This is a genomic window from Sphingomonas tagetis (genome assembly GCF_024211275.1).
Taxonomy (GTDB): domain Bacteria; phylum Pseudomonadota; class Alphaproteobacteria; order Sphingomonadales; family Sphingomonadaceae; genus Sphingomonas; species Sphingomonas tagetis.
Map to the genome: position 1 here is coordinate 1 of NZ_JAMLDX010000033.1, position 26,746 is coordinate 26,746.

At 64.1% G+C, this 26,746-nt stretch carries 26 protein-coding genes, 1 tRNA gene and 2 pseudogenes; 17 read left to right on the forward strand and 12 right to left on the reverse strand.

Annotation, left to right across the window (positions count from 1 at the left end):
- Nucleotides 1–128: 128 nt before the first annotated feature.
- A pseudogene (locus tag M9978_RS22265) lies at nucleotides 129–287 on the reverse strand (transposase); the annotation flags it as partial.
- 169 nt (nucleotides 288–456) lie between these two features.
- Between M9978_RS22265 and M9978_RS22270 the strand changes: the two are divergent.
- The 5 genes from M9978_RS22270 to M9978_RS22290 all read left to right on the forward strand — a co-directional run bounded on the left by M9978_RS22270 (nucleotide 457) and on the right by M9978_RS22290 (nucleotide 3,525).
- Nucleotides 457–852, forward strand: a complete 396-nt coding sequence (locus M9978_RS22270; protein WP_254297245.1) for a hypothetical protein — start codon at nucleotides 457–459, stop codon at nucleotides 850–852.
- 65 nt (nucleotides 853–917) lie between these two features.
- Nucleotides 918–2,102, forward strand: a complete 1,185-nt coding sequence (locus tag M9978_RS22275; RefSeq protein ID WP_254297247.1) for a Tn3 family transposase — start codon at nucleotides 918–920, stop codon at nucleotides 2,100–2,102.
- Entirely contained in the window at nucleotides 1,999–2,220 is a 222-nt protein-coding gene (locus M9978_RS22280) for a Tn3 family transposase (RefSeq protein ID WP_254297291.1), read from the forward strand. The genes M9978_RS22275 and M9978_RS22280 overlap by 104 nt, the downstream gene beginning before the upstream one ends.
- A 201-nt stretch (nucleotides 2,221–2,421) precedes the next feature.
- The gene (locus tag M9978_RS22285; protein ID WP_254297250.1) at nucleotides 2,422–2,697 is read left to right on the forward strand and encodes a hypothetical protein; all 276 of its coding nucleotides are present in this window, start codon (nucleotides 2,422–2,424) and stop codon (nucleotides 2,695–2,697) included.
- A gap of 420 nt (nucleotides 2,698–3,117) precedes the next feature.
- Complete coding sequence (locus tag M9978_RS22290; protein ID WP_254297252.1) at nucleotides 3,118–3,525, forward strand: winged helix-turn-helix transcriptional regulator; 408 nt, start codon at nucleotides 3,118–3,120, stop codon at nucleotides 3,523–3,525.
- Nucleotides 3,526–3,653: 128 nt separating this feature from the next.
- Here the strand turns inward: M9978_RS22290 and M9978_RS22295 are convergent, their stop codons facing one another.
- On the reverse strand, nucleotides 3,654–4,088 hold the full coding sequence (locus M9978_RS22295; RefSeq protein ID WP_254297254.1) for a MarR family winged helix-turn-helix transcriptional regulator: 435 nt from the start codon (nucleotides 4,086–4,088) through the stop codon (nucleotides 3,654–3,656).
- Between the two features lie 117 nt (nucleotides 4,089–4,205).
- Here M9978_RS22295 and hmgA point away from each other — a divergent pair.
- From hmgA to M9978_RS22310, 3 genes and pseudogenes are all read left to right on the forward strand, one after another.
- A pseudogene (hmgA, locus tag M9978_RS23575) lies at nucleotides 4,206–5,489 on the forward strand (homogentisate 1,2-dioxygenase).
- A 22-nt stretch (nucleotides 5,490–5,511) separates the two neighbouring features.
- Nucleotides 5,512–6,030 carry a fumarylacetoacetase gene (locus tag M9978_RS22305; protein WP_254297256.1) on the forward strand — a complete coding sequence of 173 codons (519 nt, stop codon included), beginning with the start codon at nucleotides 5,512–5,514 and terminating at the stop codon, nucleotides 6,028–6,030.
- Complete coding sequence (locus M9978_RS22310) at nucleotides 5,987–6,742, forward strand: fumarylacetoacetate hydrolase family protein (RefSeq protein ID WP_254297258.1); 756 nt, start codon at nucleotides 5,987–5,989, stop codon at nucleotides 6,740–6,742. The genes M9978_RS22305 and M9978_RS22310 overlap by 44 nt, the downstream gene beginning before the upstream one ends.
- Nucleotides 6,743–6,993: 251 nt before the next feature.
- Here the strand turns inward: M9978_RS22310 and M9978_RS22315 are convergent, their stop codons facing one another.
- The 3 genes from M9978_RS22315 to M9978_RS22325 are packed head-to-tail and all read right to left on the reverse strand — an operon-like array spanning nucleotide 6,994 to nucleotide 9,306.
- Nucleotides 6,994–7,317, reverse strand: coding sequence for a bifunctional 3-phenylpropionate/cinnamic acid dioxygenase ferredoxin subunit (locus M9978_RS22315; RefSeq protein WP_367305144.1), 324 nt, complete (start codon nucleotides 7,315–7,317; stop codon nucleotides 6,994–6,996).
- Between the two features lie 10 nt (nucleotides 7,318–7,327).
- Nucleotides 7,328–7,882 carry an aromatic-ring-hydroxylating dioxygenase subunit beta gene (locus tag M9978_RS22320; protein WP_254297262.1) on the reverse strand — a complete coding sequence of 185 codons (555 nt, stop codon included), beginning with the start codon at nucleotides 7,880–7,882 and terminating at the stop codon, nucleotides 7,328–7,330.
- Nucleotides 7,883–7,938: 56 nt separating this feature from the next.
- Nucleotides 7,939–9,306 (reverse strand): aromatic ring-hydroxylating dioxygenase subunit alpha, encoded by a 1,368-nt coding sequence (locus tag M9978_RS22325; protein ID WP_302054180.1) that lies wholly within the window; start codon nucleotides 9,304–9,306, stop codon nucleotides 7,939–7,941.
- A 283-nt stretch (nucleotides 9,307–9,589) separates the two neighbouring features.
- Between M9978_RS22325 and M9978_RS22330 the strand changes: the two genes are divergently transcribed.
- The 4 genes from M9978_RS22330 (at nucleotide 9,590) to M9978_RS22345 (ending at nucleotide 15,715) form a co-directional block, all read left to right on the forward strand.
- On the forward strand, nucleotides 9,590–10,075 hold the full coding sequence (locus M9978_RS22330; RefSeq protein WP_254297264.1) for a hypothetical protein: 486 nt from the start codon (nucleotides 9,590–9,592) through the stop codon (nucleotides 10,073–10,075).
- Entirely contained in the window at nucleotides 10,075–11,184 is a 1,110-nt protein-coding gene (locus tag M9978_RS22335) for a winged helix-turn-helix domain-containing protein (protein WP_254297266.1), read from the forward strand. The genes M9978_RS22330 and M9978_RS22335 overlap by 1 nt, the downstream gene beginning before the upstream one ends.
- A gap of 1,035 nt (nucleotides 11,185–12,219) precedes the next feature.
- The gene (mobF, locus tag M9978_RS22340) at nucleotides 12,220–15,162 is read left to right on the forward strand and encodes a MobF family relaxase (protein ID WP_254297268.1); all 2,943 of its coding nucleotides are present in this window, start codon (nucleotides 12,220–12,222) and stop codon (nucleotides 15,160–15,162) included.
- Complete coding sequence (locus tag M9978_RS22345; protein ID WP_367305145.1) at nucleotides 15,116–15,715, forward strand: lytic transglycosylase domain-containing protein; 600 nt, start codon at nucleotides 15,116–15,118, stop codon at nucleotides 15,713–15,715. The genes mobF and M9978_RS22345 overlap by 47 nt, the downstream gene beginning before the upstream one ends.
- Nucleotides 15,716–15,761: 46 nt before the next feature.
- Here M9978_RS22345 and M9978_RS22350 read toward each other — a convergent pair.
- From M9978_RS22350 to M9978_RS22365, 4 genes are all read right to left on the reverse strand, one after another.
- Nucleotides 15,762–15,837 (reverse strand) — tRNA-Thr (locus M9978_RS22350).
- 65 nt (nucleotides 15,838–15,902) lie between these two features.
- Nucleotides 15,903–16,067, reverse strand: coding sequence for a hypothetical protein (locus tag M9978_RS22355; protein WP_254297270.1), 165 nt, complete (start codon nucleotides 16,065–16,067; stop codon nucleotides 15,903–15,905).
- Between the two features lie 280 nt (nucleotides 16,068–16,347).
- Nucleotides 16,348–17,214, reverse strand: coding sequence for a hypothetical protein (locus tag M9978_RS22360; protein ID WP_254297271.1), 867 nt, complete (start codon nucleotides 17,212–17,214; stop codon nucleotides 16,348–16,350).
- Nucleotides 17,198–18,571, reverse strand: a complete 1,374-nt coding sequence (locus M9978_RS22365) for a serine hydrolase domain-containing protein (protein ID WP_254297273.1) — start codon at nucleotides 18,569–18,571, stop codon at nucleotides 17,198–17,200. The genes M9978_RS22360 and M9978_RS22365 overlap by 17 nt, the downstream gene beginning before the upstream one ends.
- 195 nt (nucleotides 18,572–18,766) lie before the next feature.
- Here M9978_RS22365 and M9978_RS22370 point away from each other — a divergent pair, with 195 nt between their 5' ends.
- A complete protein-coding gene (locus M9978_RS22370; protein ID WP_254297275.1) occupies nucleotides 18,767–20,443 on the forward strand; it encodes a hypothetical protein in 1,677 nt (558 codons plus the stop codon).
- Nucleotides 20,444–20,481: 38 nt separating this feature from the next.
- Here M9978_RS22370 and M9978_RS22375 read toward each other — a convergent pair whose 3' ends face one another.
- Entirely contained in the window at nucleotides 20,482–21,804 is a 1,323-nt protein-coding gene (locus M9978_RS22375; RefSeq protein ID WP_254297277.1) for a replication-associated recombination protein A, read from the reverse strand.
- A 102-nt stretch (nucleotides 21,805–21,906) separates the two neighbouring features.
- On the opposite strand from M9978_RS22375, the gene M9978_RS22380 reads away from it, so the two are divergent.
- The gene (locus M9978_RS22380; RefSeq protein WP_254297279.1) at nucleotides 21,907–22,515 is read left to right on the forward strand and encodes a PadR family transcriptional regulator; all 609 of its coding nucleotides are present in this window, start codon (nucleotides 21,907–21,909) and stop codon (nucleotides 22,513–22,515) included.
- A 64-nt stretch (nucleotides 22,516–22,579) separates the two neighbouring features.
- Nucleotides 22,580–22,909 carry a DUF2218 domain-containing protein gene (locus M9978_RS22385; RefSeq protein ID WP_254297281.1) on the forward strand — a complete coding sequence of 110 codons (330 nt, stop codon included), beginning with the start codon at nucleotides 22,580–22,582 and terminating at the stop codon, nucleotides 22,907–22,909.
- On the opposite strand, the gene M9978_RS22390 is transcribed toward M9978_RS22385, so the two are convergent.
- Entirely contained in the window at nucleotides 22,906–24,051 is a 1,146-nt protein-coding gene (locus M9978_RS22390) for a glycosyltransferase family 4 protein (protein ID WP_254297283.1), read from the reverse strand. The genes M9978_RS22385 and M9978_RS22390 overlap by 4 nt on opposite strands.
- Nucleotides 24,052–24,224: 173 nt before the next feature.
- Here M9978_RS22390 and M9978_RS22395 point away from each other — a divergent pair, with 173 nt between their 5' ends.
- Nucleotides 24,225–24,920, forward strand: a complete 696-nt coding sequence (locus M9978_RS22395; protein ID WP_254297285.1) for a glutathione S-transferase N-terminal domain-containing protein — start codon at nucleotides 24,225–24,227, stop codon at nucleotides 24,918–24,920.
- A gap of 33 nt (nucleotides 24,921–24,953) precedes the next feature.
- Nucleotides 24,954–26,333, forward strand: a complete 1,380-nt coding sequence (radA, locus tag M9978_RS22400; RefSeq protein ID WP_254297287.1) for a DNA repair protein RadA — start codon at nucleotides 24,954–24,956, stop codon at nucleotides 26,331–26,333.
- Nucleotides 26,334–26,465: 132 nt separating this feature from the next.
- On the opposite strand, the gene M9978_RS22405 is transcribed toward radA, so the two are convergent.
- On the reverse strand, nucleotides 26,466–26,746 hold a 281-nt coding region (locus M9978_RS22405), incomplete at its 5' end, for a hypothetical protein (RefSeq protein ID WP_254297289.1).

Consider the following 26,746-nt stretch of genomic DNA (forward strand, 5'->3'; position numbering starts at 1 on the left):
TTTCCATCGACAGGTCTATTCCGGCATAGTGCTTCATGGCTGCTTCCTTCCTTCAGATCCGACAACCAGAAGGTGCGCCGCTCAGCCGGCCCGAGGAAGCAGCCACAAATTACACGATGACTCGCTGATCACAGCCAGAAGATGACGGTGGCAGCGAGGGTGATGGCGGAAAAGAAGGCGGTAGGGCAGCGATCGTAGCGGGTTGCGACGCGGCGCCAGTCCTTGAGACGACCGAACATGATCTCGATGCGGCTTCGTCGCCGATAGCGCCGCTTGTCGTATTTGATCGTCAACAGCAGCGACTTCGGTGACGCCGCTGGCTTGGCTGCGCAATTTCGAGGAGGCGCCGACGACAGCGAATATCAACGGCTTGCTGGAACGGCTGCCCTATGCGGGCGCGGTCGGCATTGATCCGGCGATCGGCACCAGAATCCCGATTTCCGGTTTGCGCAATTCATGCGTGAAGGTAGCGCGGTACCGGCATTCCTGCTTTTCGACTATAGCCTCAACAGGCGGCGCGCGACCCTGGTCGCGTCGGTAATCGACCTCGAGGCCCGACTCGCCGATGCGGCGATCCAGACGTTCGACAAGCTTGTCGGCGGCCTGTTCACACGCGCGCGGCGCAGCCGTGAGAGACGCTATCAGGACAGCATCCGCTCGGTCGGTGAACTCATGCGGTTGTTCGGTGCCACGATCGCGGCGCTGGGAGAGGCGATCGAGCATGGCGGCAATCCGCTGGAACTGATCGACGAGGCGGTGGGCTGGCACAGGCTGGTCCGGGCGAAAGCGCAGGTCGATGCCCTGGCCGATCTGTCGGGGGAAGATGCCCTTGTCGCGGCAACGGGGCGTTAGGCGACCTTGCGCCGGTTCAGCCCAGCTTTCCTCGATGCATTCACGTTCAAGACGTCGGGAAGCGGGTGCAACTGGTTGAGGCGATTGATGTCATCCGCGCCGCCAATGCGCGCAAAACGCGCAACCTACCTGATGGCGTTCCCCTGCCATTCGCCAACCGGCGGTGGAAGCGCCTCATCACCGAAGAGGGCCAGATTGACCGCCGGCACTATGAAACAGCCGTCATGGCCACCCTGCGTGATCGGTTACGCGCCGGCGACATATGGGTGGAGGGAACCCGGAACTATCGCCGCTTCGACACCTATCTGTTGAGCCGGAGCCATGCCGGGAAGGTGGCCGAAAACCTTGCATTCCCAAAAGATGCTGGGGCCTATCTGGCCGATCGCGCGAGAATGCTCGACTGGCGGCTGCGTCGTTTCGCCAAGCAAATCACGACGAACAGGCTCGCGGGCGTGGCGCTTGAACGCGACCGGCTCAAGCTGCAACCCATGCCGGCGATCACACCGCTTGAGGCGGAAGCCCTCGATCACAGGCTCGACGCCTTGCTTCCGCGCGTGCGGATCACCGAACTCCTGGTCGAAGTGGCCGAGCGCACAGGATTCCTGAGCGCGTTCCGCGATCTTCGGTCCGGCAAGGAGCATGACAACCCGCATGCGATCCTTGCGGCCATTCTGGCCGATGGATCGAATCTGGGCCTGGAGCGGATGGCGAATGCCAGTGACGGGGTGAGCTACGCGCAGCTTGCCTGGACGCGCAATTGGTATCTGTCGCCCGAAAACTATCATGCCGCGTTGGGTATGATCGTTGCCGCGCACCATGATCTTCCGTTCACGCGCCATGGGGCGCCGGCACCAGCTCATCATCCGACGGGCAGTTTTTCCGCTCGGGCGGCAGCCGACATCAATGCAAAATATGGCAGCGACCCGGGCCTGAAGATCTACTCCCACCTGTCCGACCATTTTGCCTCATTTGGATCGCGGATCATGTCGGCCACTGCCGGCGAGGCGCCTTATGTGCTCGATGGCCTGATGTTCGGCGCCGGTGCGCTGCCGCTGCATGAACATTACACCGATACCGGCGGCGCAACGGACCACGTTTTTGCCCTCTGCCATCTTCTCGGTTTCCGCTTCGTCCCGTCTGCGCGACATCGCGGACAGGAAACTTGGCTCGATTGCCGCGCCCTCGACCTACAAGCGCATCAAAGCCTCATGGGGCGAACGATCAAAACCGCCGCGATCAGAGCCGATTGATGATATCGTCAGGATGGTCGCCTCCATCAAGGCGGGAGCCGTGGCGCCGTCTGCGATCCTGCGCAAACTCGCCGCCTACATCCGCTTGAACAAGCGTTGGCAATGGTGGAACGAGTAGCCCACGCGGAAAAAACCGCGCTTACCCGAAGGAACGTCCAATCCGTTTGGTCGGACATGGGCTTTCCTGATTGAGCAACCCGACCGCGAGGCCGCGTTCAAGGCGTACCGAGCCGCGACGCTTATGCTGCTGAAACGATCTCTCCGTAATGGGAAGGCATCGGTAGCCCACAGCTTGGACCATCGCGCTCCTGAAGACCGCTTGATCCCGAAGGAGCAATGGCGAAAGGAAAGAGCCCGGTTCATCAGCAATTTGGCCATGCCAGCAAAACCGGAAGCGACAATCCGCTGGATCAAGGATGAACTGACAGTGGCATTGCTGGCGCTCGATGCTGCGGCGTCGATCGACGACCTCCGCATCGAGAACGAGCGGTTGGTCATCCCCAGACTGAAGGCTGGCCCCGAAGACGAAAGCCTCAAGGCGGTTCGACATGCTCTATCTGCGCGTGTCGGAAGAGTACAGCTGCCCGATCTCTGATAGCTGTAGACGCAGCGACGCGCTTTTCCTGGACGTTGCTTGCCGGGCCGCCCCGAAATGAACAAGAACTCATTACGCTGTACGCGGCACTGATTGCCCTGGGCACAGATCTGACTGCCGCCGACATGCATTTAACGAGGCTGGCTCTTCAGAGGCTGGCTCTTCAGAGGCAGGAGCTGCCAGGAGACGAGTTGTCGACCGACAAGGTTGGGGTCCCAGCACCATGAGCAGGCGGTTGATTTCCATGTCGGCGGGCAGCGCGGCAGTTTTGCTGGGCCGATCGGCCAGGGCATCTGGGGGCGGGGAGGGCGTTGCGCGGTTGTTGAGCGGATTGCGTTCGATCCGTACAAGAGGTATACATGATAAACCAAACATCCAACAGGCACCTTACGTCGCCTGGCGAGTTAATAGGATATCGCCATGATCGAGCTTGAACCTCAATGCTTCTCGTCGGCTTGCCCCAGCCGAGCGCTGTTCGACCAGATTGCGGACAAATGGTCGATGATGGTGATGGCTGTACTGGATGCTGGCCCGCTGCGCTTCAACACGATCCGTCGCCGGCTGGAGGGGGTGACGCAAAAGGCGCTGACACAATGCCTGCGTCGGCTCGAGCGCAACGGGCTTGTTGCTCGTGAGGTCAAATCGCTTTCACCGGTCGCGGTGGAATACCAGATCACCCCGCTTGGCCGCACGCTGCAGCAACCGCTTCGTCAGTTGCACGAATGGACGATCACATCGTTGCCCGAGGTCGAGGCCGCGCGGCATGCGTTCGATCGGAACAGCCAGGGAATGTCGGCGGACGCGGGCTTGCTGAGTCGGGCTGCGTAAGGTCGCTGAGCCGGACGTTCGGCGAGGATCAGCAGCGATCGGTGGAAGGGTCGCAATCCGATCAGGCCGCCGTGTGATTGCGCGGGCCCCAGATCATTCGGATCTGAGGGGTTGTTGACTTGACGACCTCATTTGACAATCGGGCTCTCAACGAGCCGTTTCAGCGCCTCCTCGAGCCGGGTTGCTGCCTCCGCGCCGATCAGCGCACGCAACTGGCGATCGAACGCGGCGGCTTCCTGCGAGAGTGAGGCAAAAAGGGCCTCGCCGGCACTGGTCAGCTGAAGCGTCTCGGTACGGCGATCGGTAGTTGATGGCACTCGCAACACCAGGCCCTCCGTTTGAAGCGCCCCCACAGCTCGGCTGATCTTCGTCTTCTCCGTATGCGACAGCCTCGCTGCCGTCATGGCGCCCGTGGAGCCGAGATGCGAGATAATCCTCCACTTCGTTCGGGTGAGGCCATTTTTAGTGCGATAGACCTGCTCGAACCGTTTCGCGGTAAGCTCAGCTGCCTGATTGAGCAGATAGGGAAGGAAATGGTCGAGGTCGAACGAGAACTGGGTCATGCAGGCCAAATTGCACATTGATGCATTTGCATCTATAGGCAAGGCAAACGTTGCATATGCAACGAGTGTCCGGTGACGTTGCCGCAGATGTCCAGTCAAACAAAGCCGCTCGAATATATGCCCGGGTTCGGCAACGATTTCGAATCCGAGGCGCTGCCCGGCGCCCTGCCGCAGGGACAGAATTCACCGCAGCGTTGCGCCTATGGGCTGTATGCCGAGCAGCTTTCGGGTACTGCCTTCACCGCACCGCGCGGACGCAACGAGCGCAGCTGGTGTTACCGCATCCGCCCGAGCGTGCTGCATGTCGGGAGGTTCCAACCGATCGACGTGCCGTACTGGAAGTCTGCGCCGAACGTCATCCCGGGCGTCGCAAGCCTTGGTCAGTATCGCTGGAATTCGGTTGCCCATGACGGAAGCGAGACCGACTGGATCAGCGGCATGCGCACCGTGACCACTGCGGGTGACGTCAACACCCAGACCGGCATGGCGAGCCACGTCTATCTCGTCACTCGGTCCATGGTGGACAGCTATTTTTCTTCGGCGGACGGCGAACTGCTTGTCGTGCCGCAGGGAGGCCGGTTGCGCTTTTGCACCGAACTCGGCGTGATCGAGATCGGGCCGAAGGAAATCGCGGTGCTGCCAAGAGGTCTGGTCTATAGGGTGACGGGCCGTGCCGCGGTTTTGTCTGCGAGAATTACGGCCAGCCGTTCGCACTGCCCGATCGCGGCCCGATCGGCGCGAACTGCATGGCGAATCCGCGCGACTTCAAGACCCCGGTTGCCGCGTTCGAGGATCGCGAGGTGCCGTCGACGGTGACGCTCAAAATGGTGCGGCCAGTTCCACCGCAGCGAGATCGGCCACAGCCCGCTCGACGTTGCCGCCTGGCACGGCAACTACGCACCGTACAAGTATGACCTCACCACCTACAGCCCGGTCGGCGCAATCCTGTTCGACCATCCCGATCCGTCGATCTTCACCGTTCTGACCGCGCGATCCGAGGTCGAGGGGACGGCCAATATCGACCTCGTGCTGTTCCGCGAACGATGGCTGGTTGCCGAGCACAGCTTCCGCCCGCCCTGGTATCACAAGAATGTGATGAGCGAGCTGATGGGCAACATCTATGGCGAGTACGACGCCAAGCCCGACGGGTTCGCGCCCGGCGCGATGAGCCTGCACAATTGCATGCTGCCGCACGGCCCTGACCAGGGCGCTTTCGAGGAGGCGAGCAAGGGAGAGCACAAGCCGCACAAGCTCGACCAGACCATGAGCTTCATGTTCGAGCCCCGCTTCCCCCAGCATCTCACGCAATGGGCGGCGAGCGAGGCGCCGATGCAGGAGGAATATGCCGATTGCTGGAATGGGCTCGAAAAAATGTTCGACGGCACCTTCGACCCCGCCTGACTTGTACCCCGAAAGGACCGAGATGCCTCTTCTGCGCTCATGGCTGGCCAGCGCCAACGAACCTGACTGCCCGTTCCCTCTCAACAACCTGCCGTGCGGGGTATTCAGTGACGGGCGCGCGGGGCCGCGCTGCGGGATCGCGATCGGTGATCGCGTGGCCGACCTGGCGGCGCTGGAGGCGGCGGGGGTGCTCGCGGTTTCGCAAGCGCCGTTGTTCGCCGAGCCGGCGTGGAATGCGGCGATGGGTGCGGGGCCAGCGGTGTGGACTGAGCTGCGCGAGCGCATGACCACACTACTCGCCGCCGGCTCGAGCGCGCGCGAGGCGGTCGAGCCACATCTGGTGCCACTGGACGGTGTGCAGTTGCATATGCCGTTCAAGGTCGCCGGCTACACCGACTTTTACGCCAGCCGCAGTCACGCCTTCAATGTCGGGACGATGTTCCACGGGCCGGAGCATGCGCTTCCCCCCAATTGGCTGCACATTCCGATCGGATACAATGGGCGCGCGTCATCGGTCGTGGGGGCAGATCAAGGGGCCTGACGACGCCGCGCCCCGGTTCGCGCCGTCGGCACGTTTCGATATCGAGCTGGAACTGGGCGCGGTCGTCGGGACGCCTTCGGACGCGCCGGTCACGGTGGCCGAGGCCGGTGCCATGATCTTTGGTTATGTGCTGCTCAACGACTGGTCGGCGCGCGATATCCAGGCATGGGAATATGCGCCGCTCGGCCCGTTCCAGGGCAAGGCGACCGCGACCACGATCAGTCCGTGGATTGTGATGAAGGCTGCGCTCGAGCCGTTCCGCGTGAGCACGCCCGAGCGCGAGAAGCCTTTGCTCGCCTATCTCGCCGAGCCCGGTCCGATGCTTTACGATATTGCTCTTGAAGTTGGCCTGACCCCCGCAGGCGGCGGCGAGACGGTGATCAGCCGTACCAATTACCGCCAAATGTATTATTCGGCCGCGCAGCAGCTGGCGCATCACACCAGCGCCGGGTGCCGCATGGATGCGGGCGACCTGCTCGGCACCGGAACGATCTCCGGGCTGGAACCGGGCAGCTACGGCAGCCTTCTGGAGCTGAGCTGGGGCGGCAAGACGCCGATCGCTCTGAATGACGGAAGGACACGCAGCTTCATTGCCGATGGCGATACGCTGGTACTGCGTGGCCAGTGCGCGGGCGACGGCTTCACGATCGGCTTCGGCGAATGCAGCGGCACTGTCATACCGGCGCTTCGCGTTCCCTACGCAAGGGACTAGGACGACGCGAAACGCCGCGGCCTTCGGAGCCTGTGCGATCCCAGGCTTCGATGATGCACCATTCAGTGTCAGTGGAAGAGCATTGCGGGGCGGTCTCGTCCGTGGGAGGGCCCGTATTCGCATCCGGCGCATTGAACTGAAAGTCAGGGCAGGGCGGATGGAAGCTTAAGGTAAGCGAGGGCCGCTCACACCCGTTCAGGTCTGTCGAAAGCGATGTCGTCGCAAGCCGTACGCCATATCCGCTCACCGCATCATGTCAGGCGGCCCGCCTCGACATCGACTTCCACGTTGGTCCCCGAAATGCGGACAGGATAGACCTTGAGCGCCTGACAGGCGGGCGGCGCTTTGACCTGGCCGGTCTTGACGCAGAACTTCGCCCAGTGAAGCGTGCATTCGATCATGCCGTCTTGGAGGTAGCCTTCCGAGAGCGACCAATCGTCATGTGTGCAGCGATCCTGGGTCACGTAGAACTCGCCCTCGAGGTGATGGACCGCAAGCGCTTCGGCGGGATGTTCGATCCGCAAGCTGGCACCTTCCGGAACGTCGCTTGTCTGGCAAACCTTAATATAGCTCACGTTGAATTCCCTAGAAGAAAATGCTGAGATTGTTTGCCAGCAGTGTGCTTTGATCAATCAGGATGGTCCGCTTGGAGATTTCGAAACCGTAAGGGTTGGCTGCCCGGCGGATCACATCGCGCCGCTCGCCAGTCCAAATGTCGACCTGGCGTTCCGCCCGGTTGCGATATGTGACGAAGGCCGAATGGACCTTGTATGTGCCCGGCTCGTCGTCGAGCGGTTCAACGATGACGTTGCTGACCAGGTGACGGGTCTTCGAATACGGGTTTTCAGACCAGGAAAAGTCGGTCAGAACCTTACGGATGCGCCCGCGCATCGCGACGATGTCTTCGTCAAAGCTGGCGTACTCATTGTCATCCGAGAACTCCTTGTCATCGAAGCGGTTCATGCGGCTCATGCGCAAGGGCATGAAGTACCGCAAATCCTCGGCCAGCAGCGAAAGCCAGGCCTTGAACTCGCGGCGGTCTAGCAGCGCAGCCTCGCGGTAGTAGAACTGCTCGATTTCGTGCTGCAGGTCTACGCCTACCTTCGTCGGATCGAACGCGGCGACCGGCTCCTTCAACATTGTCGGCATCGTATCCCTTTCGTGTCGCTTCGGCCTTGAGGCCGAGGTGGGGCCGCTTACTCGGCTGCAATCGCGGGGCTGGGGGGAGCGAGTGTGCGCCAACTGCGCTCGGTCAGCATACGCTGCCAGTGGCTGTAGAAGCCGCGTGCGGCATCCTCCGAATAGACGTATCCGATCCGGCCCGGGAAAACCGGATCATCGCTGCGGTGCATGTTCGTACCCATCTGCACGTTGAACTGCGTCTTTCGCGCCTGGTATCCACGCAGGACGCGCTGGATCTCGACCCAGGTTTCGCCATCGTCCTGCTCGAATACTCCGCCCGCCGAGAACGTTCGGATGTTTTGTCGGCGATAGAGTTCCTTGATTTCGGCGGGCGCAGACTTGTCGACGACCGTGAACACCCAGATTTCCGTCTCCTCGGGTCCGCGTGGGTGCCAGGTGCGCACGCTGTTTACGCCGGGAAGCGCGGACATCGTCGGAAAGATCGTGATGTGGTTGCCGACCGGGTGCCTGGCATACTCGGCACGACCGAGGCGCCGCTCAGCTTCCTCCGCGTGGGGACTATCCATCCAGAACTTCGCCACTTCCGGGCCCATGACGCTCGACAGCATGGAAGGGTTTCGCAGAAGGAAGCCGCTGCCGTGGCCGCCCCATTCGGAGCGGAACTGTATGCCTTCATTCGGCATCTCGATGTCCGCCAGCTCGACGTCGTCAGGCAAGCCGGCGGTCAGGCCGCTGAGATGCGCTACCGTGCCCGCATGATAGAAGTCGCTCACGAACTGTTCGGCCGCGAACTTCCAGTTGCATGGAACGATCCATTTCTGGATTCCGCCGATGACCTCGGTCCCCTCCTCGGATCGATCAAGCATGAAGTCGAGATAGCTGCCCGCATCGCTGAACCACTCGGCGAGTGAGGGCGCCTCTTGGTCCCAGTTGGCGAAGACGAGGCCCCGGTAGGTCTCGACCCTCGCTTGCCTGGGACTCCACTCTGCCTTGTTCAGACAAGTGCCGTAGGCACGTTGTTCGAACGGTACGCTGACCAGCGTGCCCTTCGCATCATAGGCCCAGCCATGGTAAGCGCAGGTGAAGCTCTTAGCGTTGCCCAGGTCCTCGCGGCAAATCCGCATGCCGCGGTGGCGACATTGGTTGAGGAAAACGCGGATGCTCGCGTCCTTTTGGCGGATCATGATGACGGGATCCTCGCCCATGTAGGTCGACAGGAAGTCGCCGGGCTTGGGGATGTGGGTTTCGTGGCCGAGCATCAGCCAGGAGCGGCCGAAGATGAGCTCCTGCTCCAGCTCGTAGATCCCGGTGTCGGTGTATATCCGCGAATCCACATAGCCGCCACTTTCGTCGAAAAGCGCCTTGATTGCTTCGGGCGACCATATCGTCGGCGGCTGCGGATGGGTGGGACTCTCGGGCATGTTCGATCCTCTCGGTTTGTCACTTGCCGGCGTGGCTGTCTTCTGAGGTCAAATTAACCGGATCGGACGGGGACCGCACCGGCCCAAAGTATGGTTTGCACCCGCGACCGCCCGATTGCGTGAAATCCGCAGATGCGGACCGCACAGCGGCCACGGCGAGAAGCACATCTTGCCTGCGACACTGGGCAATTCCTGAATCAGGTTCTGGTACGCGACCAATTCTCCGAACCCGCGAACATCCTTCAGGTCGGGCCGAACCGATTAGCTAGATGGAACCGGTCTCTTGCCCGCATTCGCATGGTTTCAATTTTTGTCGTTCACGTTAGCAAGGTCCGCGGAAAACAGCTATGATGCGCGCTTCCCGCGGGAGATGTCTGACATGGAGGGCCCGGTCCCGTCCGATCGCGTAAAGGTGGACAGTCCGTTTCCAGCTAACGGGGTGGACCTCGCGCCGCCGGGTTATACTTTCACCGCAGTCAAGAACAAGGCACTGGCCTTGTTCGAGGATGGTCGGCTGCCAAGGGTTACTCTCGTAACGGCCTCCCCCGGTTACGGAAAGACCGTCCTGCTTGCGGAAGTGTTCCGCCTGCGCACGGCCTCAGGTTTGCCAACTTTTGGGTCGGAGTTGGCACTCCCGCAATCGGTCGGGCGTCCGTTCTCGATGCTCTCGAGCAACACCTCGGTCTCGATGGCGCGAGCGCAACCGATATTTTTGACCTTCGCCGTGTTCCTTTCACGGGCCGGAGAGTTGCCGAAGTTCTGCGAGTGATGGGCGAATTCCGTCAACCGGTCGGCATCTTCATTGACAACGCCGATTTGGGGAAAGCAGAAGAAACCCGCGAACTTGTGAACGCCCTTGCGTTCGATGCCGACTTCGAGTGTCATCTGGTCCTTTCCTGCGCAACCGAACCGCCATTCGACTTGCATCGTGCCATGATGGAGCTGCGGCTCACGTCAATCGGCCCCGCCGAACTCAGCTTTGAGGCTGTCGATGTCGTCGCCCTATTCAACGAAGCGGGGGTCAGCGGCCTCACGGAAAACATGACCACGCTGGTTCTATCGCAAAGTGAGGGATGGCCGGCCGCAGTTCGCCTCATGCAGGTTTTGGCGTCGACGGGGAATGGCCTCAAGAGCCTGGATGGGGGTTTGGCATCCGAAGCGGAGCGATTGGCGGACACTCTGTTCGAGAGCCTCATGGGGCGATTGTCCCCGGAACTCCGGAATTTCCTTTCCGAGATCGCCGTCTTCGCCAGCTTCTCCCCTGAGCTGCTGTCATGGTCCACCGGGACACGCAGGGCTGGCGAGTTCCTGAGCTATCTGGTCGCTAACAACATCCTGATTGTTACACTTGATGGGCAGGGTCAATGGTTCCGCTTCCACGCGCTGTTCCGCCGCTATCTGCTGCGCCAAGCATCTCAAAATGTGCCCGCCGGCCGGCTGCAAGATGTCGCCCGCCGTGGTTCGCAGTGGTTGGAGCGCCACGGATTCATCGAGCCGAGCCTGGATCTTGCCATCCAGATTCAGGACATCGCCCCGGCTGTCCGTTTGGTGGAGAAGCTATCCTGGAGCCTCGTGAGGCAGAAGGGTTACCTGGCCTCTTTCATTGCGTTGGCGCAAAAGGTGACGCTGCTGGGTGGTACGCTGGGAACAGAGGGGAGTTTCTGGCTGGCGTGGGCGCTGATCTTCGAGCGGCGGTATGAGGAGGCCCGGGAAGCGATCTTGGCGATCAAGGCGCGGATCGAGGCAAGTGTCGTTTCCGCCGAGCACAGACAAACGCTCACGGCGAAAGCGGACCTGGCCCGAATCGTCAATCAGACCTTTGTTATCCGCGCGCCGATCCGCAACATATGGACGAACCCAGAGATTACTCGCCGGTGATCGACCCTCCGTGCGCCAAGTTCCGCGCCCACGCCGCATCGCTCAAACCACGTCAGTGGCTTGCCATCTTGCAGAAACTTGAATCGGCACATCCCCTCTTGTGCCAGCCGATCGCGCCCCAGGCCTTGGGTTGTCTCTATCGTTATCGTTTTATGGCGGGGCGAGATTGTTGTTCAGCGCAGGTGCTAAGCCCGCTTGCCGACCGACGCAAGGGTGAGGCGACCGAGCCAAAATTGGTGCGGTAAAAGTGCGGTAAAAACGGGCTAGATTCTACGTTTCAACCCAATATGTTCCCAATCGGCTATCGCGAAAAAGCACGCATTTCTGCCGTTTTTCATCATAGTCGTTGTGTTGACATCGCAGAAGTCGAAGTTCATCCTTGCCACGCCCACGCGTCAACTTAAGTGAAATCGGTGCATGTGTGGGAATCCAGTGCTGGCAGTGTTTCGGGCGGTATTTTTGACGGTAGGGCCGCTGCGGCACGGCCTTGTAAGTTATAGGAATAATTAAGATTCCTACAAATTGGACTCCGTCCCCGGTAGCGGCGCGGGTAGGACTGAACGGCGACTACCGCCGTCAGTATTTGTGTCCCGGATTGTGCCCTTGATTGCCGATGAGCGGCGCGATACAAGCAATTTACGGTAGATTTCTGCCGTTTTCGCCGCATGAATTTTGATCGATCGTTTGCTTTGGAGACTGATGCTCTCCGGTAGGCGCTACGAGCGACGCGAGAGAAATCCGGACGACGCCAAGCAATCTTTCGCGGCTACCCTCGAACCTCGCATCCAAAGTAATTCCTGGTAGGCGCCACAGGCATCCTACAGTGCGGGTCGGCATCTTAGTGCCCTGTGCAGCGCGTAATCATTCCTATTGGCTACAGTCTCTTCGTTTTGCTGACGATGTTAGGAATGCCAGTTTGCTCGTAGTTCACACGCCCGCGCCCGCCGTGCCGGTACCGCTCGATAGTCGGGTGCGTCCTTTGCCGCTGCACCGAAACGCGCGCCAGGACGGCGCCCGCGATACGGCGAGGCCGGCATGATCCACCCGCGTCGCCTCAAGGGCACCGCCGCCAACATCGCCCGCTACTATTCGGTCGGCGATTATTACTCGAAAAGCGAGGGCGAGCACTCCGAATGGGGTGGCCGTTTCGCGGCCGATCTTGGGCTATCGGGGACGGTCGATCCCGCCATGCTCCGGGAGCTACTGTCGGGCCGGGTCGATGGCCAGCAGCTCGGCCGGCACCGCGGCGAAGGCGTGATCGAGCATCATCCCGGTTGGGATTTCGCAGTCAACGCGCCCAAGTCGGTGTCGATCATGGCACTCGTTTCGGGCGATGAGCGCATCGCCGCCGCGCACGAGAAGGCGGTCGGCACGGCGCTGGCCTATCTCGAGGAGCACGCGCTGCTTCGCCATCGCAGGGATGGCGAGATTGTTCATGAGGTGACCGGCAGGCTGCTGTTCGCGCGGTTCACCGAGCATGCTTCGCGCGAGCTCGATCCCCACCTGCACACACATGTCGTGGTGCTCAACATGACCAATCGTGAACCCGACGCGCCGATAGCAAGCCTGGAGACCCGGGCGATGTTCGCCGAGCAGATGGCGGCCGGGCAAGTCTATCGCAACGAACTGGGCTTTGCCCTGCGGGAGATCGGCTATGCGCTGGAAAGCGACCCGCGGACTGGTCTGTTCGAGATCAAGGGTGTCCCCCGTGACCTCATTGCCGCGATGTCGCAACGCGCCGAGCAGATCGAGGCGCACGCCGCGGAACATGGCCTCGCAGGGCAGGCGGCACGGCGCATCTCGTTCTACGAAACGCGAGGCGCCAAGGAGAAAGCCGGCCTCGACGAGCTGCGGGGGCGCTGGGCCGCGCGCGCGGCGATGCATCAGCGCTCGCTCGATTCGGTCCGCGACCTGGCTGACCACGGTGAGCGTGCTCATGAACCGACCCCGGCCGTTTCCGCCCGCGCGATGCTGTTCGGGCTGCGGCAGGCCGAGGGGAAGGAGGCGGTAAACAACCTCGGGCGGATGCTTCGTCTCGGCCTTGCGTCACACCTCGGCGAGGTTCGGCTGTCGGATATCCGGCCGCACGCCGACGTGCATACGGAGCGGCAGAAGCTCCTCGAGACCCGTGAGCGAACGGGGGATGAGGTTCATACGCGGGGGCGCACGTCACGCCGGACCGCCCGGCTCGAACTCGCGCTCTCGGATCATCTCGCATTGGCGCTGAACGAGGCAACACCGCTCGCATCGATCGAACGGCTGCGCGAAGCCAGCGTGGCCGGGGGGCTGACCCCGGCGCAGGATGCTGCGCTCATCCGCCTTGGCACGTTACCTGACCGCGTCACCGGCCTGCACGGCGTGGGCGGTGCTGGCAAATCGACGCTTGTCCGCACACTTCGAGCCGCGAGCGGTGCCGAGAACGACTTCATTGCGATCGCACCTACATCCTCCGCCGCCGCCAATCTCGGCCGGTCTGCCGACATCGAGTCCTGGACTGTGGCCAGTCTGCTCGCCGGCGGCGGCCATGGCCTGGGTGCCAACCATGTCCTCGTCCTCGACGAGGCGGGGCAGTTGGGGAACCGGCAGGCGATCCGGCTGCTTGAGATCAGCCGTATGACGGGTGCCCGCTTGATCATGCTCGGCGACAACAAGCAGACCGGTGCGATCGAGCAAGGCAAGCCGTTCTGGCTGATGCAAAAGCTCGGCCTGTCCAAGGCGGACCTCACCGAGTCGGTGCGTCAGGAAACGCGCGCGATGAAGGCGGCGGTCACGCAGGCGCGCGCGGGGCACTATGCAGCCTCGCTGGACAATCTCGACCGGGTGGTCAGCGGCGAGAATGCGGACGGCTTGGCGAAGGGACTTGTGCGTGAATGGACCCGCCTCAAGCCGGCCAGCCGGTCGGGTACGAACATCCTGGTGCTGGAGAATGCGACCAGGTTGATCGTGAACGCTGAGGTCCGCAAGGCGCTCAAGCTCGAAGGGGCGGTGGTGCTGGATGACACCCGGCTCGAGATCCTGTCGCCAGCTGGAATGAGCGAACAGGAGAAACGGATCGCGCGCTTCTATTCGAGCGGACAGGTGGTCCTGTTCGCCCGTGACGACAGTCGCATCGGGGTCTCCCGCGGGGCAGAGTATCGCGTTCTAAGCCTGGGCCGGGACGCAGACGGCCGACATCATGTGAAGCTTGTCGACGAGCAGGGGCACATGCTTCACTGGGATCCCCGCTTGAGCAGCGCTGCCCGCGTGAACGTGTTCAACAGCGAGCAGCGCGATCTTGCGCAGGGCGATCGCATTCAGTGGCGACTCGTCAATCGCGATCTTGGGCTGCGCAACGCCGAGCGCGGCACTGTCGAACGAATCGATGGCTCGCTAGCGACCGTCCGCTGGGACAGCGACGGCAGGCAGCAGGACGTGGATCTGAGCCGGCACAAAAGCTGGGACCACGGCTACTGTGAGACCGTCTACTCGGCTCAGTCCAAAACCTATGACCGCGTCTATGTCCTTGCCCCGGTCAACTCCCCACTAGTAACCGGCCAAAACTATTACACCGGGATCACTCGCGCGCGGTTCGGCGTGAAGCTGTGGACAGAGGATCCGGATCGGCTGGTCGACAAGCTCGAGCGCCGATCGGGTGAAAAGTCGTCGGCATTGGAAGGACTCGGCCGGCTGGAGCGCGACAACTTGGCCTCACGAGCGGAGCGGCATGGCGATCGCCTCGATGTGCTGCGTCGCGAACAGTGCGATGAAAGGAAAGCAAGGGAGCAGCGGCTCGCGAAACGGCGCCTTGAGCGTTCCCATGCTTCTGGCGGGTTTGCCGCCGTCCTCGCTGGCAGGGTGGCGTCCGGAGTGGATGCGATGGACCGATGGCTGGCAAGCCTTCTCGAGCGGGTGCCGGATGAGCAAATCGACCGCGCCGTCAATCAAGGTGGCCATGATCGCGATCATTCTGAGGGAAGGGGGTACGACCGTGGTCGTTGATTGGATGCGGGCTACGGCTGCCAGCCTCGCGCTGGTGTTGATCGTGCCTCCCACGGCAATGGCGGAGGATCGGTCGATTGAGCGGGTCAAGCGCGAGAAGCGGATTGCCAGCTGCATCGCGGAGGCTTCTCAAGGGCGCGAGTGGCTTCTGAAGACACTGTGGGCGCTGCGCGATCAGGAAGGCGGCTGGGTGGGTGCCGAAGTCGCCAACAGGGACGGCAGTCACGATCTCGGTCCATTGCAGGTCAACAGCTGGTGGGTGCCTCACTTTGCCAAACTGATGGGCAGGCCCGAAACAAACGTCCGGCGTTGGCTCACCCATGACGCGTGTTTCAACGTGCAGGCCGCGCGGTGGATATTCCTGTCAGGCCTCCGGCGGACCAGAAGTTATTGGAAAGCGGTAGGGGTGTATCACAGTCCTACACCATGGCGGCAAAGGAACTATGCCGCGAGCTTTGCTTCGAAGTTGCAGCGACGTCTCGTCGTGCGACAAGACAATCAGCGGTCGGCGCGACCTACAACGATGGACCGGAACCAGTCAGACCAACCTTAGCGCGCTCCGGTAAACCCGGCGGAACCCGCCCATAAACTTCGAGGAATGGTGCCGGCTGCAGGAGTCGAACCCGCGACATCCGCTTTACAAGGGCGGCGCTCTACCAACTGAGCTAAGCCGGCGCGCGTTGGGCCATAGCCTCCGAACTCTGGCGGGCCAAGATGATTTAGAACGCATGCCCACGCCGCTATCGCGAGTTGGCTAGGAGATCGGCAACGCTCTCAGCAAACGCTTGCGCAAGCAGTGCTTCGTCACGAGAGAGCGTGATTTCTGGCGCCATCCCCTGGTCCAGTAATTCTTTCAACCGCGCCGCCAGAGCGCGCGCTGCGTCACGAATCATCGTCTCGTCCATATGAAGTCCGATCCTGTCGTCCTGAGCGACCTTACCCCACTTGCAGCTTGAAGCCTAAGCCGCCCGAGCGGAGGATCGTAATTCGGCCCGTTTGGCAGTGGCCCCGGTGCTCGCACAATTTGTGCCCGAAATGTGCCCTTGAAACAAAATGGGAGGAAAGGTAGGGAAAGGAAATGGCGGTTTTTCGCCATTTTCGCCGCTAGATTTCTCGGTTTCCGTCTGATTACAAAAAACCGCTGCTCTACCAGCTGAGCTAAACCGGCACGGGACGCCCTTTGCGTCATGTGATGCCGAAGGTCCAGCCCTCGGTTCGGGCGATTTCGCGGGTCAAAGCGGGCGGATGCCAGAGATCGGCGCGGGCGGCGTTGGCGCGGAGCCAGGCGGCGGTGAGGATCGCGTCGGTCGAATGGTCGTCATAGCGGGTGAGCGAGATGTGCGGTCTTGAGCCCAGCGCGGCGAGGGCGGTGTCGAGCGTGGCGGCGTCGCGGATTTTCGAGCGGCCCTTGCGGAGGCCGGCGGCGCGGGCGGCGATGGCGGTGTAGATTTCGACCACCACCGTGCCGGTTTCGGGCAAGTCGTCGAACGGCCAGATCGCGACTTTGCCCGAGAGACGGTGGAGCAGGCGCATGCCGGCGAAGCTCGCCTTGGCGACCTGCGCCGCGCCGATCGCGTCATAGACGGTGGTGACCTTGCCGCCGCCCGACGCATTGAAATGCTGCTCGCAGCGGCGGAAGTGCATGAAGTCCGCTTTGGGACCGTCGGCCGCGCCGAGATAGAAGTGGCGGCCGCGGCGGGTGTCGAGGAAGCTCGCGGCGCCCAAATCCTCGTCGGGGCTGTTGGCGTCGACATAGGCCCAGAAGGCGCGCGCGTCGGTGGCGGTGGTTTCGCCGGGGAGATAGGCGCCGCGGTCGAGGAGCGGCGCGCAGAAGCTCATGTCGAAGCCGATCAGCAGCGGTTGCGCGGCGCGGGCCTCGATCCACCCGGCGATGGCGGTGCGCGACCATGCACGGGCGGGCGGCGCGACCAGAATGGGGGCGGCGTCGCCGGACTCGCAAATGGCGAGCGCGATGCCGGGATGACGGCTGCCCTTGGCGCCCGACCAGTCGATCGCGGCGAAGCGGGTGAAGCGGTCAGCGCCTGGACCCATCGAGCGCCTTCAGCACATCGGCGGTGAAGGCGGCAATGTCGAACCCGCCGCCGGGGTCTTCGCCGCGGCGGACGACGACCAGCTTCGCCGAAGGGACGACCATGATGTACTGGCCGCGATTGCCCTGTGCGGCGTAGCTGCCCGCGGGCAGGCCCTGTTTCGGTCCGAACAGCCACAGCGAAGCGCCATAGCCGGGGCCGCTGGCGGGCTGAGGGCCGCTGGGCGTGGTCATGTGGCGCATCCAGCCTTCGGGCAGCAGGCGCTTGCCATCCCATGCGCCGTCCTGCAGCCAGAATTGGCCGAGCCGGGCGAAGTCGCGCGCGGTCGACCAGACCTGGCTGGAGAGGATGTAGTTGCCGCCGGCATCCTGCTCGGCGACGGTGTGGCGCATGCCGAGCGGCCGGAACAGCTCGACCAGCGGGAACCAGCGGTAACGGTCCTCGCCGAGTGAGGCGCGCAGCGAGCGCATCACCAACAGGCTGTCATTGTTGGCGTAGCGGAAGCGCGTGCCGGGCAGCACCTCGAGCGGCCAGGCGACGGTTTCCTCCGTGACGCGCGTGCCGCCGAAATAGACGGCGTCGGTGCGGTTGCCGGCGGTGTCGCTGTGCAGGCCGCTCGCCATGCGCAGGAGGTTGTCGAGCGTGATCGTGCGGCGGCGGTCGCCGCGTGGCCAGGCACCCCATTCGGGGATGTTGGCGGGTGCGGCGGGGTGGGCGAGGCCCTGCTTCGCCGCGATGCCGAGCAGCGTGCCGGTGATGCTCTTGGCGACCGACCAGGTGCGGTTGGCGGTGAAGGCGTCGAAGCCGTCGGCATAACGTTCGGCGAGCAGCCTGCCGTCCTGCATGATCAAGACCGAGACGGTGCGCGCTTTCTCGCCATAGCGAGGGGTGAAGGCGGCTTGGGCGAGCGGCGTGACGCGCGCGTCCGGGGCGATGCGAGGCAGGGCGTCGCCGAGCGGCCAGAGACGGCGGTCGGGCTTGCGAAAATCGGCGGCGGGGCGGTAGCCGAGCGGCTGGACGTCGCCGATCCGCGGCAGCTCGACCGCACCGGGCGGGAAGATGGTGCAACCCGAATTGACGCCCCATTCGGCGAGGCGCGGCGGCATCTTCGCGTCATAGGCGACGCTGACCGTGCCACGGTCGCGGTCGACCTGTGCCTTCAGCGCGGGGACGATGGCGTCATATTCGGGATAAATGCCGGTCAGCTCGAGCGCTTGGGCCTGGGCTTGCGTGCGGCCGCCGTTGAACATCGCGCCACACAGCATCAGCGCCTTGTAGCCGGCGGCGATGCTGCGCTGGTGGACGGTCGGGGCGGGCGGTTGCTGGGCGGCGGCGGGGAGCGCCGCGAACAACATCATCAGGTATCCAAATACCCGAAGTTGACAAAGTTGACGAAAAACACGGCTTGTCATGCGCGGGCCGGCGGCTGGAATTACCATGTGGGAGCGGGCGGGAAGCGGCGGGTTGAGCATCGCCGGATGAGAGCAGATGAATTCCAACATTGGAAGCGCGGGCTAACGACGCCTTAGGGTCCGCGTGTATAGATACGCCCGATGCGCCGCCGCCTGCCAGCCTCGCTCGTCTTCTTCGTCATCACCGGCGTGGTCTATCTGCTTCAGGCGTTTCCGTTGACCGGCGTGTTCCTGATGATCCTGGCGGCGGCGTTCTGGTCGGTGCTGCTGATCAACGCCGGGATGATCGGGATCGCGATCGAGGCGCTGGTCGGGCGCGTGTCGCGGCTGTGGCTGATCGTGCCGGTCGCCTTCTATGCCGGCTATTGGCATGTTTCGACGGCGGACCGCGCGAAGCTGAGCGAACTGACGGCGGCATTCGAGGCGACCAATGCCCAAGCGAAAATCCCGTTCGATCCGTCGCGCCATGCCATCGTGTTCGAGGGCGATGGCGGCGGCGGGGCGGGGCCGTGGCTGGTGCAGAATTACGGGCTGCCGGTCAGCTATTCGGCGCGGCAGAAGCCCGGCGATTTCCGCTCGCACCGGATGATGGAGCAGCCGGTCTGCACACGGGTTCGCGAGAATCCGGCGCTGGGTGCAGCTGATGTGCGGGCGTTCGGCTTTCAGGACGGCGAGGGTATCGGCAAGCGCAAGCCGGCGGCGTTCTGCATGGTCTCGATGCCCGAAGCGCCGGAACTTGCCATCGTGCGCGTGGCGACGCGTGAGGAGAATATCGTCGAGCGCGGGTTGCCGGTGCGTCGAGTGACGACGACGGTGACGATGCCCGACGGACGGCAATATCGCCTGCTCGGCGGGAGCGCGTCACCGCTCAGCCGCTGGCCGATGCCGGTGATGGGCTGCGCGCTCAATTCCGGGGCGCCGAGTTGGGATTGTTTCCACGGCTTTTACCGCGACAGCTTCACGCCGATCGTGTCGGGCGACACGCGCTATGGGCGCGACAATGTCGTGCTGGCGCAAGCGCTGGGGCTGAAGCGGGTCGCGCCCGAGCAGCGCCGGAGCGGCGACGCGACATCGGTCAACGCCAAGATCGACGCGGCGGAAGCGGCGGCGCTGGCGCGGCAGCTGGCGAGCCTCGACGCGATGATCGCCGATCCACTGGCCAAGGTGATCGACTGGGATGTCGGGGTGATCGCCAACCGGCCGGAGGTGCTGGACGCCAAGGCCGATGCGATCATGACGGGGATCGAACGTGCCGCGGCCGCGGCGGTGGGCGACAACCGCTACAAGGCGCGCGAGAGCGGGCGGATCATGGCGCGGCTGATCGCGAAATTGCCGCGCGAGCGTTTCGTCGGGTTTGGGCCGCGGCTGCTGGCGCTCTATGCCGCGGCGGATGACGAGCATTGGTTGTGGGAGGCGGAATCGCTGATCCGGCGGCTGGGCGATCTGGGTGTGGGCGCGGTGCCTTATCTGGTGCGGCCCAAGGCGTCCGTGCCCAACGTCAACGGCGCCGGGATCGAGGGGCTGTGCAGGGTCGGGCCGCCGGCAAAGGCGGCGGCGACGCCGCTGCTCACGGCAATGTGGGCTAAGACGCGCGACTTCGACCGCGACGAGCGGCGCGCGCTGTTCGTGGCGATGCGGCGGATCGGGATTTCGGTGCCGAAGCTGAGCGAGGACAAGCGCGGGCAGATGGCCGACATGGAGAAGGAATGGAGCGACATCTCGCCCGCCTCGCCGCCGCGGGTGTGCGCGGTGCGCGCCGAGTGGCAGGCGCGGCGCGAGGAGAAATATTCGGGGAAGCGGCGGACGAATTTGGAGTGAGGCTCATCTGATCCTCTTCCGCCAGGGGGAGGATATTCTTAGCTGTCCTTCAACTCCCGCCTTCGCTCGTCCCACCACGCCATACGCTCCGCGATGCGCTTTTCGAGGCCGCGGTCGGTGGGGGTGTAGAAGGTCTGCGGGGGCAACTCGTCGGGCCAGTAATTGTCGCCCGAGAAGCCGCCATCGGCATCGTGGTCGTAGCGATAATCCTTGCCGTAGCCGATGTCCTTCATCAGCTTGGTCGGGGCGTTGAGGATGTTCTGCGGCGGCATCAGGCTGCCGGTTTCCTTCGCGCTTCGGAACGCGGCCTTTTGCGCCATGTAAGCGGCGTTCGACTTGGGCGCGGTGGCGAGGTGGAGGCAGGCCTGGACGATGGCGAGCTCGCCTTCGGGGCTGCCGAGAAACTCATAGGCATCCTTGGCGGCGAGGCAGATCAGCAGCGCCTGCGGGTCGGCGAGGCCGACATCCTCGCTGGCGAAGCGAACGAGGCGGCGCAGCACGTAGAGCGGCTCCTCGCCCGCGGTGAGCATGCGCGCGAGATAGTAGAGCGCCGCCTGCGGGTCCGAACCGCGCAGCGATTTGTGGAGCGCGGAGATGAGGTTGTAATGGCCCTCGCGGTCCTTGTCATAGACCGCGACGCGGCGCTGCAGGAAATCGCCGAGCGCTGACGGGTCGAGCGGTTGCTCGAAGCTGACCGAGAACAAGGTCTCCGCCTGGTTGAGCAGGAAGCGGCCGTCGCCATCGGCACTGGCGACCAGCGCGTCGCGGGCTTGTGCGGTGAGGGGGAGGGGGCGGTCCTCCAGTTCCTCGGCGCGGTCGAGCAGCTGGCACAGCGCCTGATGGTCGAGACGGCGCAGGATCAGCACCTGCGCGCGGCTGAGCAGCGCGGCGTTGAGCTCGAAGCTCGGGTTTTCGGTGGTCGCGCCGACGAGGGTGACGGTACCGTCCTCGACGAAGGGCAGGAAGCCATCCTGCTGCGAGCGGTTGAAGCGGTGGATCTCGTCCACGAACAGCAAGGTGCGGCGGCCGAGTTTCGCGTGCTCCTTCGCTTCGGCGAACACCTTTTTGAGATCGGCGACGCCGGAGAAGACCGCGCTGATCGCGACGAAGCGCAGCCCGACCGCGTCGGCAAGCAGGCGGGCGATGGTGGTCTTGCCGGTGCCGGGCGGCCCCCACAGGATGATCGAGCTGAGCTTGCCGGCGGCGACCATGCGGCCGATTGCGCCCTCCGGGCCGGTCAGGTGATCCTGACCCACGACATCCGCCAGTTGCTGCGGGCGCAGGCGGTCGGCCAGCGGGCCGGCGGGCGCGGTGTCGTCAGGGGCAGTGGCGGACTCGAGCCCGCCGAACAGGTCGGCCATGCGGAACGATATAGGAACTTCCGGAAATTTCGCGAAGGGGGTTGTGTTGATGTATTTAAGATATATCTTAGACGCATCACGACTCGAATATGAAGGATTGAAATGTTTCGAGGACATCATCGCGGACACGGTCCGCATTTCGCCGCGTTCGGCGGCAAGTTCGGCCCGCGCGGCCGCGGCAAATGGGGGCCGTTCACGGTCGAATGGGACGTCACCGGCGACGGCGCGAATGTGCGCGGCGGCGGCGGGCGGCGGCGGATGTTCGCCGGCGACGAGCTTCGTCTCGTGCTGCTCAAGCTGATCGAGGAAGCGCCGCGCCACGGCTATGACCTGATCCGCGAGATCGAGGAGCGCACCGGTGGCGCCTATGCGCCGAGCCCCGGCGTGGTCTATCCGACGCTGACGATGCTGTCGGACATGGGCCTGATCGCCGAGCAGGCGAGCGACGACGCCAAGAAGGTGTTCGCGATCACCACCGCGGGTCAGGCGCACCTGACCGAACGCGAGGAAGAGGTCGAAGCGCTGATGGAGCGGCTGGCCGCGATCGGCACGATGCGCTCGCGCAGCCATGGCAGCCCGGTGCGGCGCGCGATGGGCAATCTGCGCCAGGTGCTCCAGCATCGGCTGGGCGAGGGCGAAGTGAGCCAGGAGACTCTGCACGCGGTCGCCGAACTGATCGACGAGGCGGCGCGCAAGATCGAACGGCTGTGACGGCGTGACCCGAATGCAATTGCTCCGCCGCCGGCTCGGGCTGGCGGCGGAAGGAGCGACGAGAATGACGAACTGTTCCGCGACCGGGTTCGCGAAGACCGACAAGGCGAGCCGCTATCTTCAGCAGCTGTGCAAGCATTGGGAGCATAATCTGAAGGTCGAGTTCACCGCCGATCACGGTACGATCGTGTTTCCGAAGAGTGCGCGTGGCGCGGACTGGCCCGGCGACGGGCTGGTCACGCTCGATGCGAAGGACGACGGGATCGCGATCCTGGTCGATGCGAGCGCCGATGAACAGCTTCACGGCCTCAAGGGCGCGGTCGAGCGGCATATCGACCGCTTCGCGTTTCGCGAGAACGGCCTGGCCTATGAATGGGGTGACGGCGGCGCCTAGCGCGCTGCCGCGACCTCCAGATAGGCGTCGAGCACGGCCTGATTGATCCGCGGCCAGACATGCGCCTGCATCCTGGCGTGGCCCGCCGTGCCGAAGCTGGCGCGCATTTCGGGGTCGCGGGCGAGGCGCTCGATCGCGTCGGCATAGGCGGTGACGTCGCGCGGCGGCACGAGGAAGCCGGTAATGCCTTCCTCGACCAGATCCATCGCTCCGGTCGCCTTCGCCGCGACCACCGGGACGCCGCACGCCATCGCTTCCGAGGTCACGTTGCCAAAGGTTTCGGTGATCGAGGGGTTGAAGAACACGTCCATCCCGGCGACCGCGCGGGCGAGATCGTCGCCGGACTGGAAGCCGGTGAAGATCGCCTCGGGCACCTGGCTGGCGAACCAGTCGCGCGCCGGCCCTTCGCCGATCACGAGGATGCGGTGCGGCACGTCGCGGCGCTTCAGCTCGCGCGCGACCTCGGCGAAGATGTCGAGACCTTTTTCCAGCACGAGCCGGCCGAGGAAACCGATTGCGGGGACGCCGTCGGGAATGCCGAGGCCGCGGCGCCAGGCATCGTCGCGGCGCTGCGGGTTGAAGCGGGCATGATCGACGCCGCGCGACCAGATGCCGACCGGGGTGGTGACGCCCCAGCTCTTGATGAGCTCGGCGACCGAGTTGCCGGGCACGACGACGCGGTCGACGCGGTTGTAGAAGCGCGTCAGGCGGCGGATCAGCCAGGGCTCGATGAAGCCGATCCGGTAATAGCGCGGATAGGTCTCGAACCGGGTGTGGAGCGAGGCGATCACCGGGATGCCGCGCTCGCGCGCCCAGGCGACGGCGGCGTGGCCGAGAAATTCGGGCGCCGAGACGTGGACGAGATTGGGCTTGAACGCCTCGAGATCGGCGCGCGGCGCCTTGGGCAGGCCCAGCGCGAACTTGTACTCGCCGCGGCCGCCGGGGATGGGGAGCGCGGGGACGCTGACGAGATCGCCCTCGGGCGCGAAGGCCGGGGTGTCGGTGGTCGGCGAATAGACACGCACCTGCGCGCCCGCGTCGAGCAGGTGGCGGACCAGCTTGTTGAGCGCCTGGTTCGCGCCGTCGCGGACATAATTATAGTTGCCGCTGAACAGCGCCACGCGAAGGTCGGTCGGTTCCATCGGCGCGCCCATAGCGAACCGATTGCCGCGTGACTATGTCGCCGTGCGTCGTTTGGTCCAGCATCGCTGGATGGCGGCACCGGCCCGCTCCCCGCCCGGCCACCCATATGATCCTGCCGCTGGGTGGCCGGGCGGGGGCGCGGGCCGGTGCCGCAGATAAGAGGAGACCCCATATGGCCGATCTGTCGCAGTTCCCGATCACCCGGCGCTGGCCGGCGCAGCATCCCGACCGCATCCAGCTCTATTCGCTCAACACCCCCAATGGCGTGAAGGTGGGGATCATGCTGGAGGAGACCGGGCTGGCCTATGAGCCGCATCTGGTCGATTTCGCGACCGACGACCAGAAGACGCCGGAATTTCTGAGCCTCAACCCCAATGGCAAGATCCCGGCGATGATCGATCCGGACGGGCCGACCGGGCGTCCGCTGGCGCTGTTCGAGAGCGGGGCGATCCTGATCTATCTCGCCGACAAGACCGGCAAGTTCATCGACCCCGAGCAGCGCTATGAAACGATCGCCTGGCTGATGTGGCAGATGGGCGGGCTGGGGCCGATGTTCGGGCAGGTCGGCTTCTTCCACAAATTCGCCGGGCGCGACTATGAGGACAAGCGCCCGCTGGAGCGCTATGTCAACGAGTCCAAGCGGTTGCTCGGCGTTCTCGACACGCGGTTGCAGGATCGCGACTGGATCATGGGCGATTATTCGATCGCCGACATCGCCTCGCTGGGGTGGGTGCGCAACCTGATAGGCTTTTATGGCGCGGGCGAACTGGCCGGGTTCGACAGCTATCGCAACGTCGCCGCGTGGCTCGAACGCGGGCTGGCGCGGCCGGCGGTGCAGCACGGGTTGCTGGTCACTGGCAAGGCTTGATGTTCCCTAATCGTTCCTGCTAGGCAGCAGGGCATGGCCAAGCTCCAGAAGCGTTACGTCTGTCAGCAATGCGGGTCGGTCTCGTCCAAATGGGCGGGGCAATGCGCCGATTGCGGCGACTGGAACACGCTGGTCGAAGATGCGGGCGCGGTGGTGACGCCGTTTCAGGCCAAGCATAACCTGCAGGGCGGCGGGCGGATGATCTCGCTCTCGGGACTCGATGCCGACATCCCGCTGCCGGCGCGGATGGCGACCGGGATCGCCGAGCTCGACCGCGCGCTGGGGGGCGGGTTCGTCGAGGCGTCGGCGACGCTGATCGGCGGCGATCCGGGGATCGGCAAGTCGACCCTGCTGTTGCAGGCCGCGGCGAAGATGGCGCTGGCCGGGGCCAGGGACGGGCGTTCCGTCGCCTATGTCTCGGGCGAGGAGGCGGCGGATCAGGTGCGGCTGCGCGCGCGGCGACTGGGGCTGGGCAATGCGCCGGTGCAGCTCGCGGCGGCGACCTCGGTGCGCGACATTCTGACCACGCTCGGCGGGGCGCAGCCGCCGGCGCTGCTGATCATCGATTCGATCCAGACGATGCACAGCGACCTGATCGAAGGCGCGCCGGGCACGGTGAGCCAGGTTCGGGCGAGCGCGCAGGAGCTGATCCGCTTCGCCAAGGAGCGCGGGACGGCGGTGGTGCTGGTCGGGCACGTCACCAAGGACGGCAGCCTCGCCGGGCCGCGCGTGCTCGAGCATATGGTCGACACCGTGCTGGCGTTCGAGGGCGAGCGCAGCCACCAGTATCGCATCCTGCGCGCGACCAAGAACCGCTTTGGCGGGACCGACGAGATCGGCGTATTCGCGATGGAGACCGGCGGGCTGGCGGAGGTCGGCAACCCCTCGTCGCTGTTCCTGACCAGCCGTGACGAGAGCGTGACCGGGACGGTGGTGTTTCCGGCGATGGAGGGCACGCGGCCGGTGCTGGTCGAGATCCAGGCGCTGGTGGTGCGGCTGGCGAGCGGGGCGACGCCGCGGCGCGCGGTGGTCGGCTGGGATTCTGGCCGGCTGGCGATGATCCTCGCGGTGTTGGAGGCGCGCTGTGGCCTCAGCTTCTCGACCAGCGAGGTCTATCTCAACATCGCGGGCGGCTATCGGGTGCAGGACCCGGCGGCGGACATGGCGGTGGCGGCGGCGTTGGTCTCGGCACTGTCCGAGCGGCCGGTGGCGGCGGACGCAGTGGCGTTCGGCGAGATCGCGCTGTCAGGCGAAGTGCGGCCGGTGGCGCATGGCGCGCTCAGGTTAAAGGAAGCGGGCAAGCTCGGCTTCACCCGCGCGCTGGTGCCCGCGGCGCAGGGCAAGGAAGGGACGATGGCGCTGACCGGGTTCCGCAATCTGGGCGGGTTCGTCGAGCATATGTTGGGGCGGTGAAGGGTGGGAATTGGGTGGTTAGTTGCCGTTCGATGGTGCCTAGACACCTTCGTGTCTGCCCACTTCACGATGAAAACGGGTCCGGCCAATCCAGCGAATGCAATCGCTCCGAACACGAAGGACGCCAATCCTTCATTCGCTTCGAACATCATGGGCCAGTTGAGCGCCCATGCGACCAGCAACACGAGAACGCAATTGAAGAACACGGCAGACCATCCGTAGAATCTGCTTTTCCGGCTGGGCGCGTTCCACCTCATATTGGCGGAATAGCGGGTAGTGCCAGATGGCGGCAATTGATGTCGTGGACGGCTCTCCTCCCCGCGGGATATTTTTCTGCGGATAAGTCGGAGAGGGAGAGTGAAGATGGAGCAAGTGTCGGTTGTCGGACTGGATCTGGCCAAGTCGGTCTTCCA

Coding starts and splice junctions, on each gene's coding strand:
- M9978_RS22270 (WP_254297245.1), top strand. CDS start 457: ATGCGTGAAGGTAGCGCGGTACCGGCATTCCTGCTTTTCGACTATAGC.
- M9978_RS22335 (WP_254297266.1), top strand. CDS start 10,075: ATGGGCGAATTCCGTCAACCGGTCGGCATCTTCATTGACAACGCCGAT.
- M9978_RS22305 (WP_254297256.1), top strand. CDS start 5,512: ATGCCTCTTCTGCGCTCATGGCTGGCCAGCGCCAACGAACCTGACTGC.
- M9978_RS22360 (WP_254297271.1), bottom strand. CDS start 17,214: ATGGGTCCAGGCGCTGACCGCTTCACCCGCTTCGCCGCGATCGACTGG.
- M9978_RS22380 (WP_254297279.1), top strand. CDS start 21,907: ATGTTTCGAGGACATCATCGCGGACACGGTCCGCATTTCGCCGCGTTC.
- M9978_RS22295 (WP_254297254.1), bottom strand. CDS start 4,088: ATGACCCAGTTCTCGTTCGACCTCGACCATTTCCTTCCCTATCTGCTC.
- M9978_RS22345 (WP_367305145.1), top strand. CDS start 15,116: ATGATCGCGATCATTCTGAGGGAAGGGGGTACGACCGTGGTCGTTGAT.
- M9978_RS22310 (WP_254297258.1), top strand. CDS start 5,987: ATGGGCGCGCGTCATCGGTCGTGGGGGCAGATCAAGGGGCCTGACGAC.
- M9978_RS22370 (WP_254297275.1), top strand. CDS start 18,767: ATGCGCCGCCGCCTGCCAGCCTCGCTCGTCTTCTTCGTCATCACCGGC.
- M9978_RS22395 (WP_254297285.1), top strand. CDS start 24,225: ATGGCCGATCTGTCGCAGTTCCCGATCACCCGGCGCTGGCCGGCGCAG.
- M9978_RS22325 (WP_302054180.1), bottom strand. CDS start 9,306: ATGCCCGAGAGTCCCACCCATCCGCAGCCGCCGACGATATGGTCGCCC.
- mobF (WP_254297268.1), top strand. CDS start 12,220: ATGATCCACCCGCGTCGCCTCAAGGGCACCGCCGCCAACATCGCCCGC.
- M9978_RS22385 (WP_254297281.1), top strand. CDS start 22,580: ATGACGAACTGTTCCGCGACCGGGTTCGCGAAGACCGACAAGGCGAGC.
- M9978_RS22365 (WP_254297273.1), bottom strand. CDS start 18,571: ATGATGTTGTTCGCGGCGCTCCCCGCCGCCGCCCAGCAACCGCCCGCC.
- radA (WP_254297287.1), top strand. CDS start 24,954: ATGGCCAAGCTCCAGAAGCGTTACGTCTGTCAGCAATGCGGGTCGGTC.
- M9978_RS22355 (WP_254297270.1), bottom strand. CDS start 16,067: ATGGACGAGACGATGATTCGTGACGCAGCGCGCGCTCTGGCGGCGCGG.
- M9978_RS22375 (WP_254297277.1), bottom strand. CDS start 21,804: ATGGCCGACCTGTTCGGCGGGCTCGAGTCCGCCACTGCCCCTGACGAC.
- M9978_RS22320 (WP_254297262.1), bottom strand. CDS start 7,882: ATGTTGAAGGAGCCGGTCGCCGCGTTCGATCCGACGAAGGTAGGCGTA.
- M9978_RS22290 (WP_254297252.1), top strand. CDS start 3,118: ATGATCGAGCTTGAACCTCAATGCTTCTCGTCGGCTTGCCCCAGCCGA.
- M9978_RS22390 (WP_254297283.1), bottom strand. CDS start 24,051: ATGGAACCGACCGACCTTCGCGTGGCGCTGTTCAGCGGCAACTATAAT.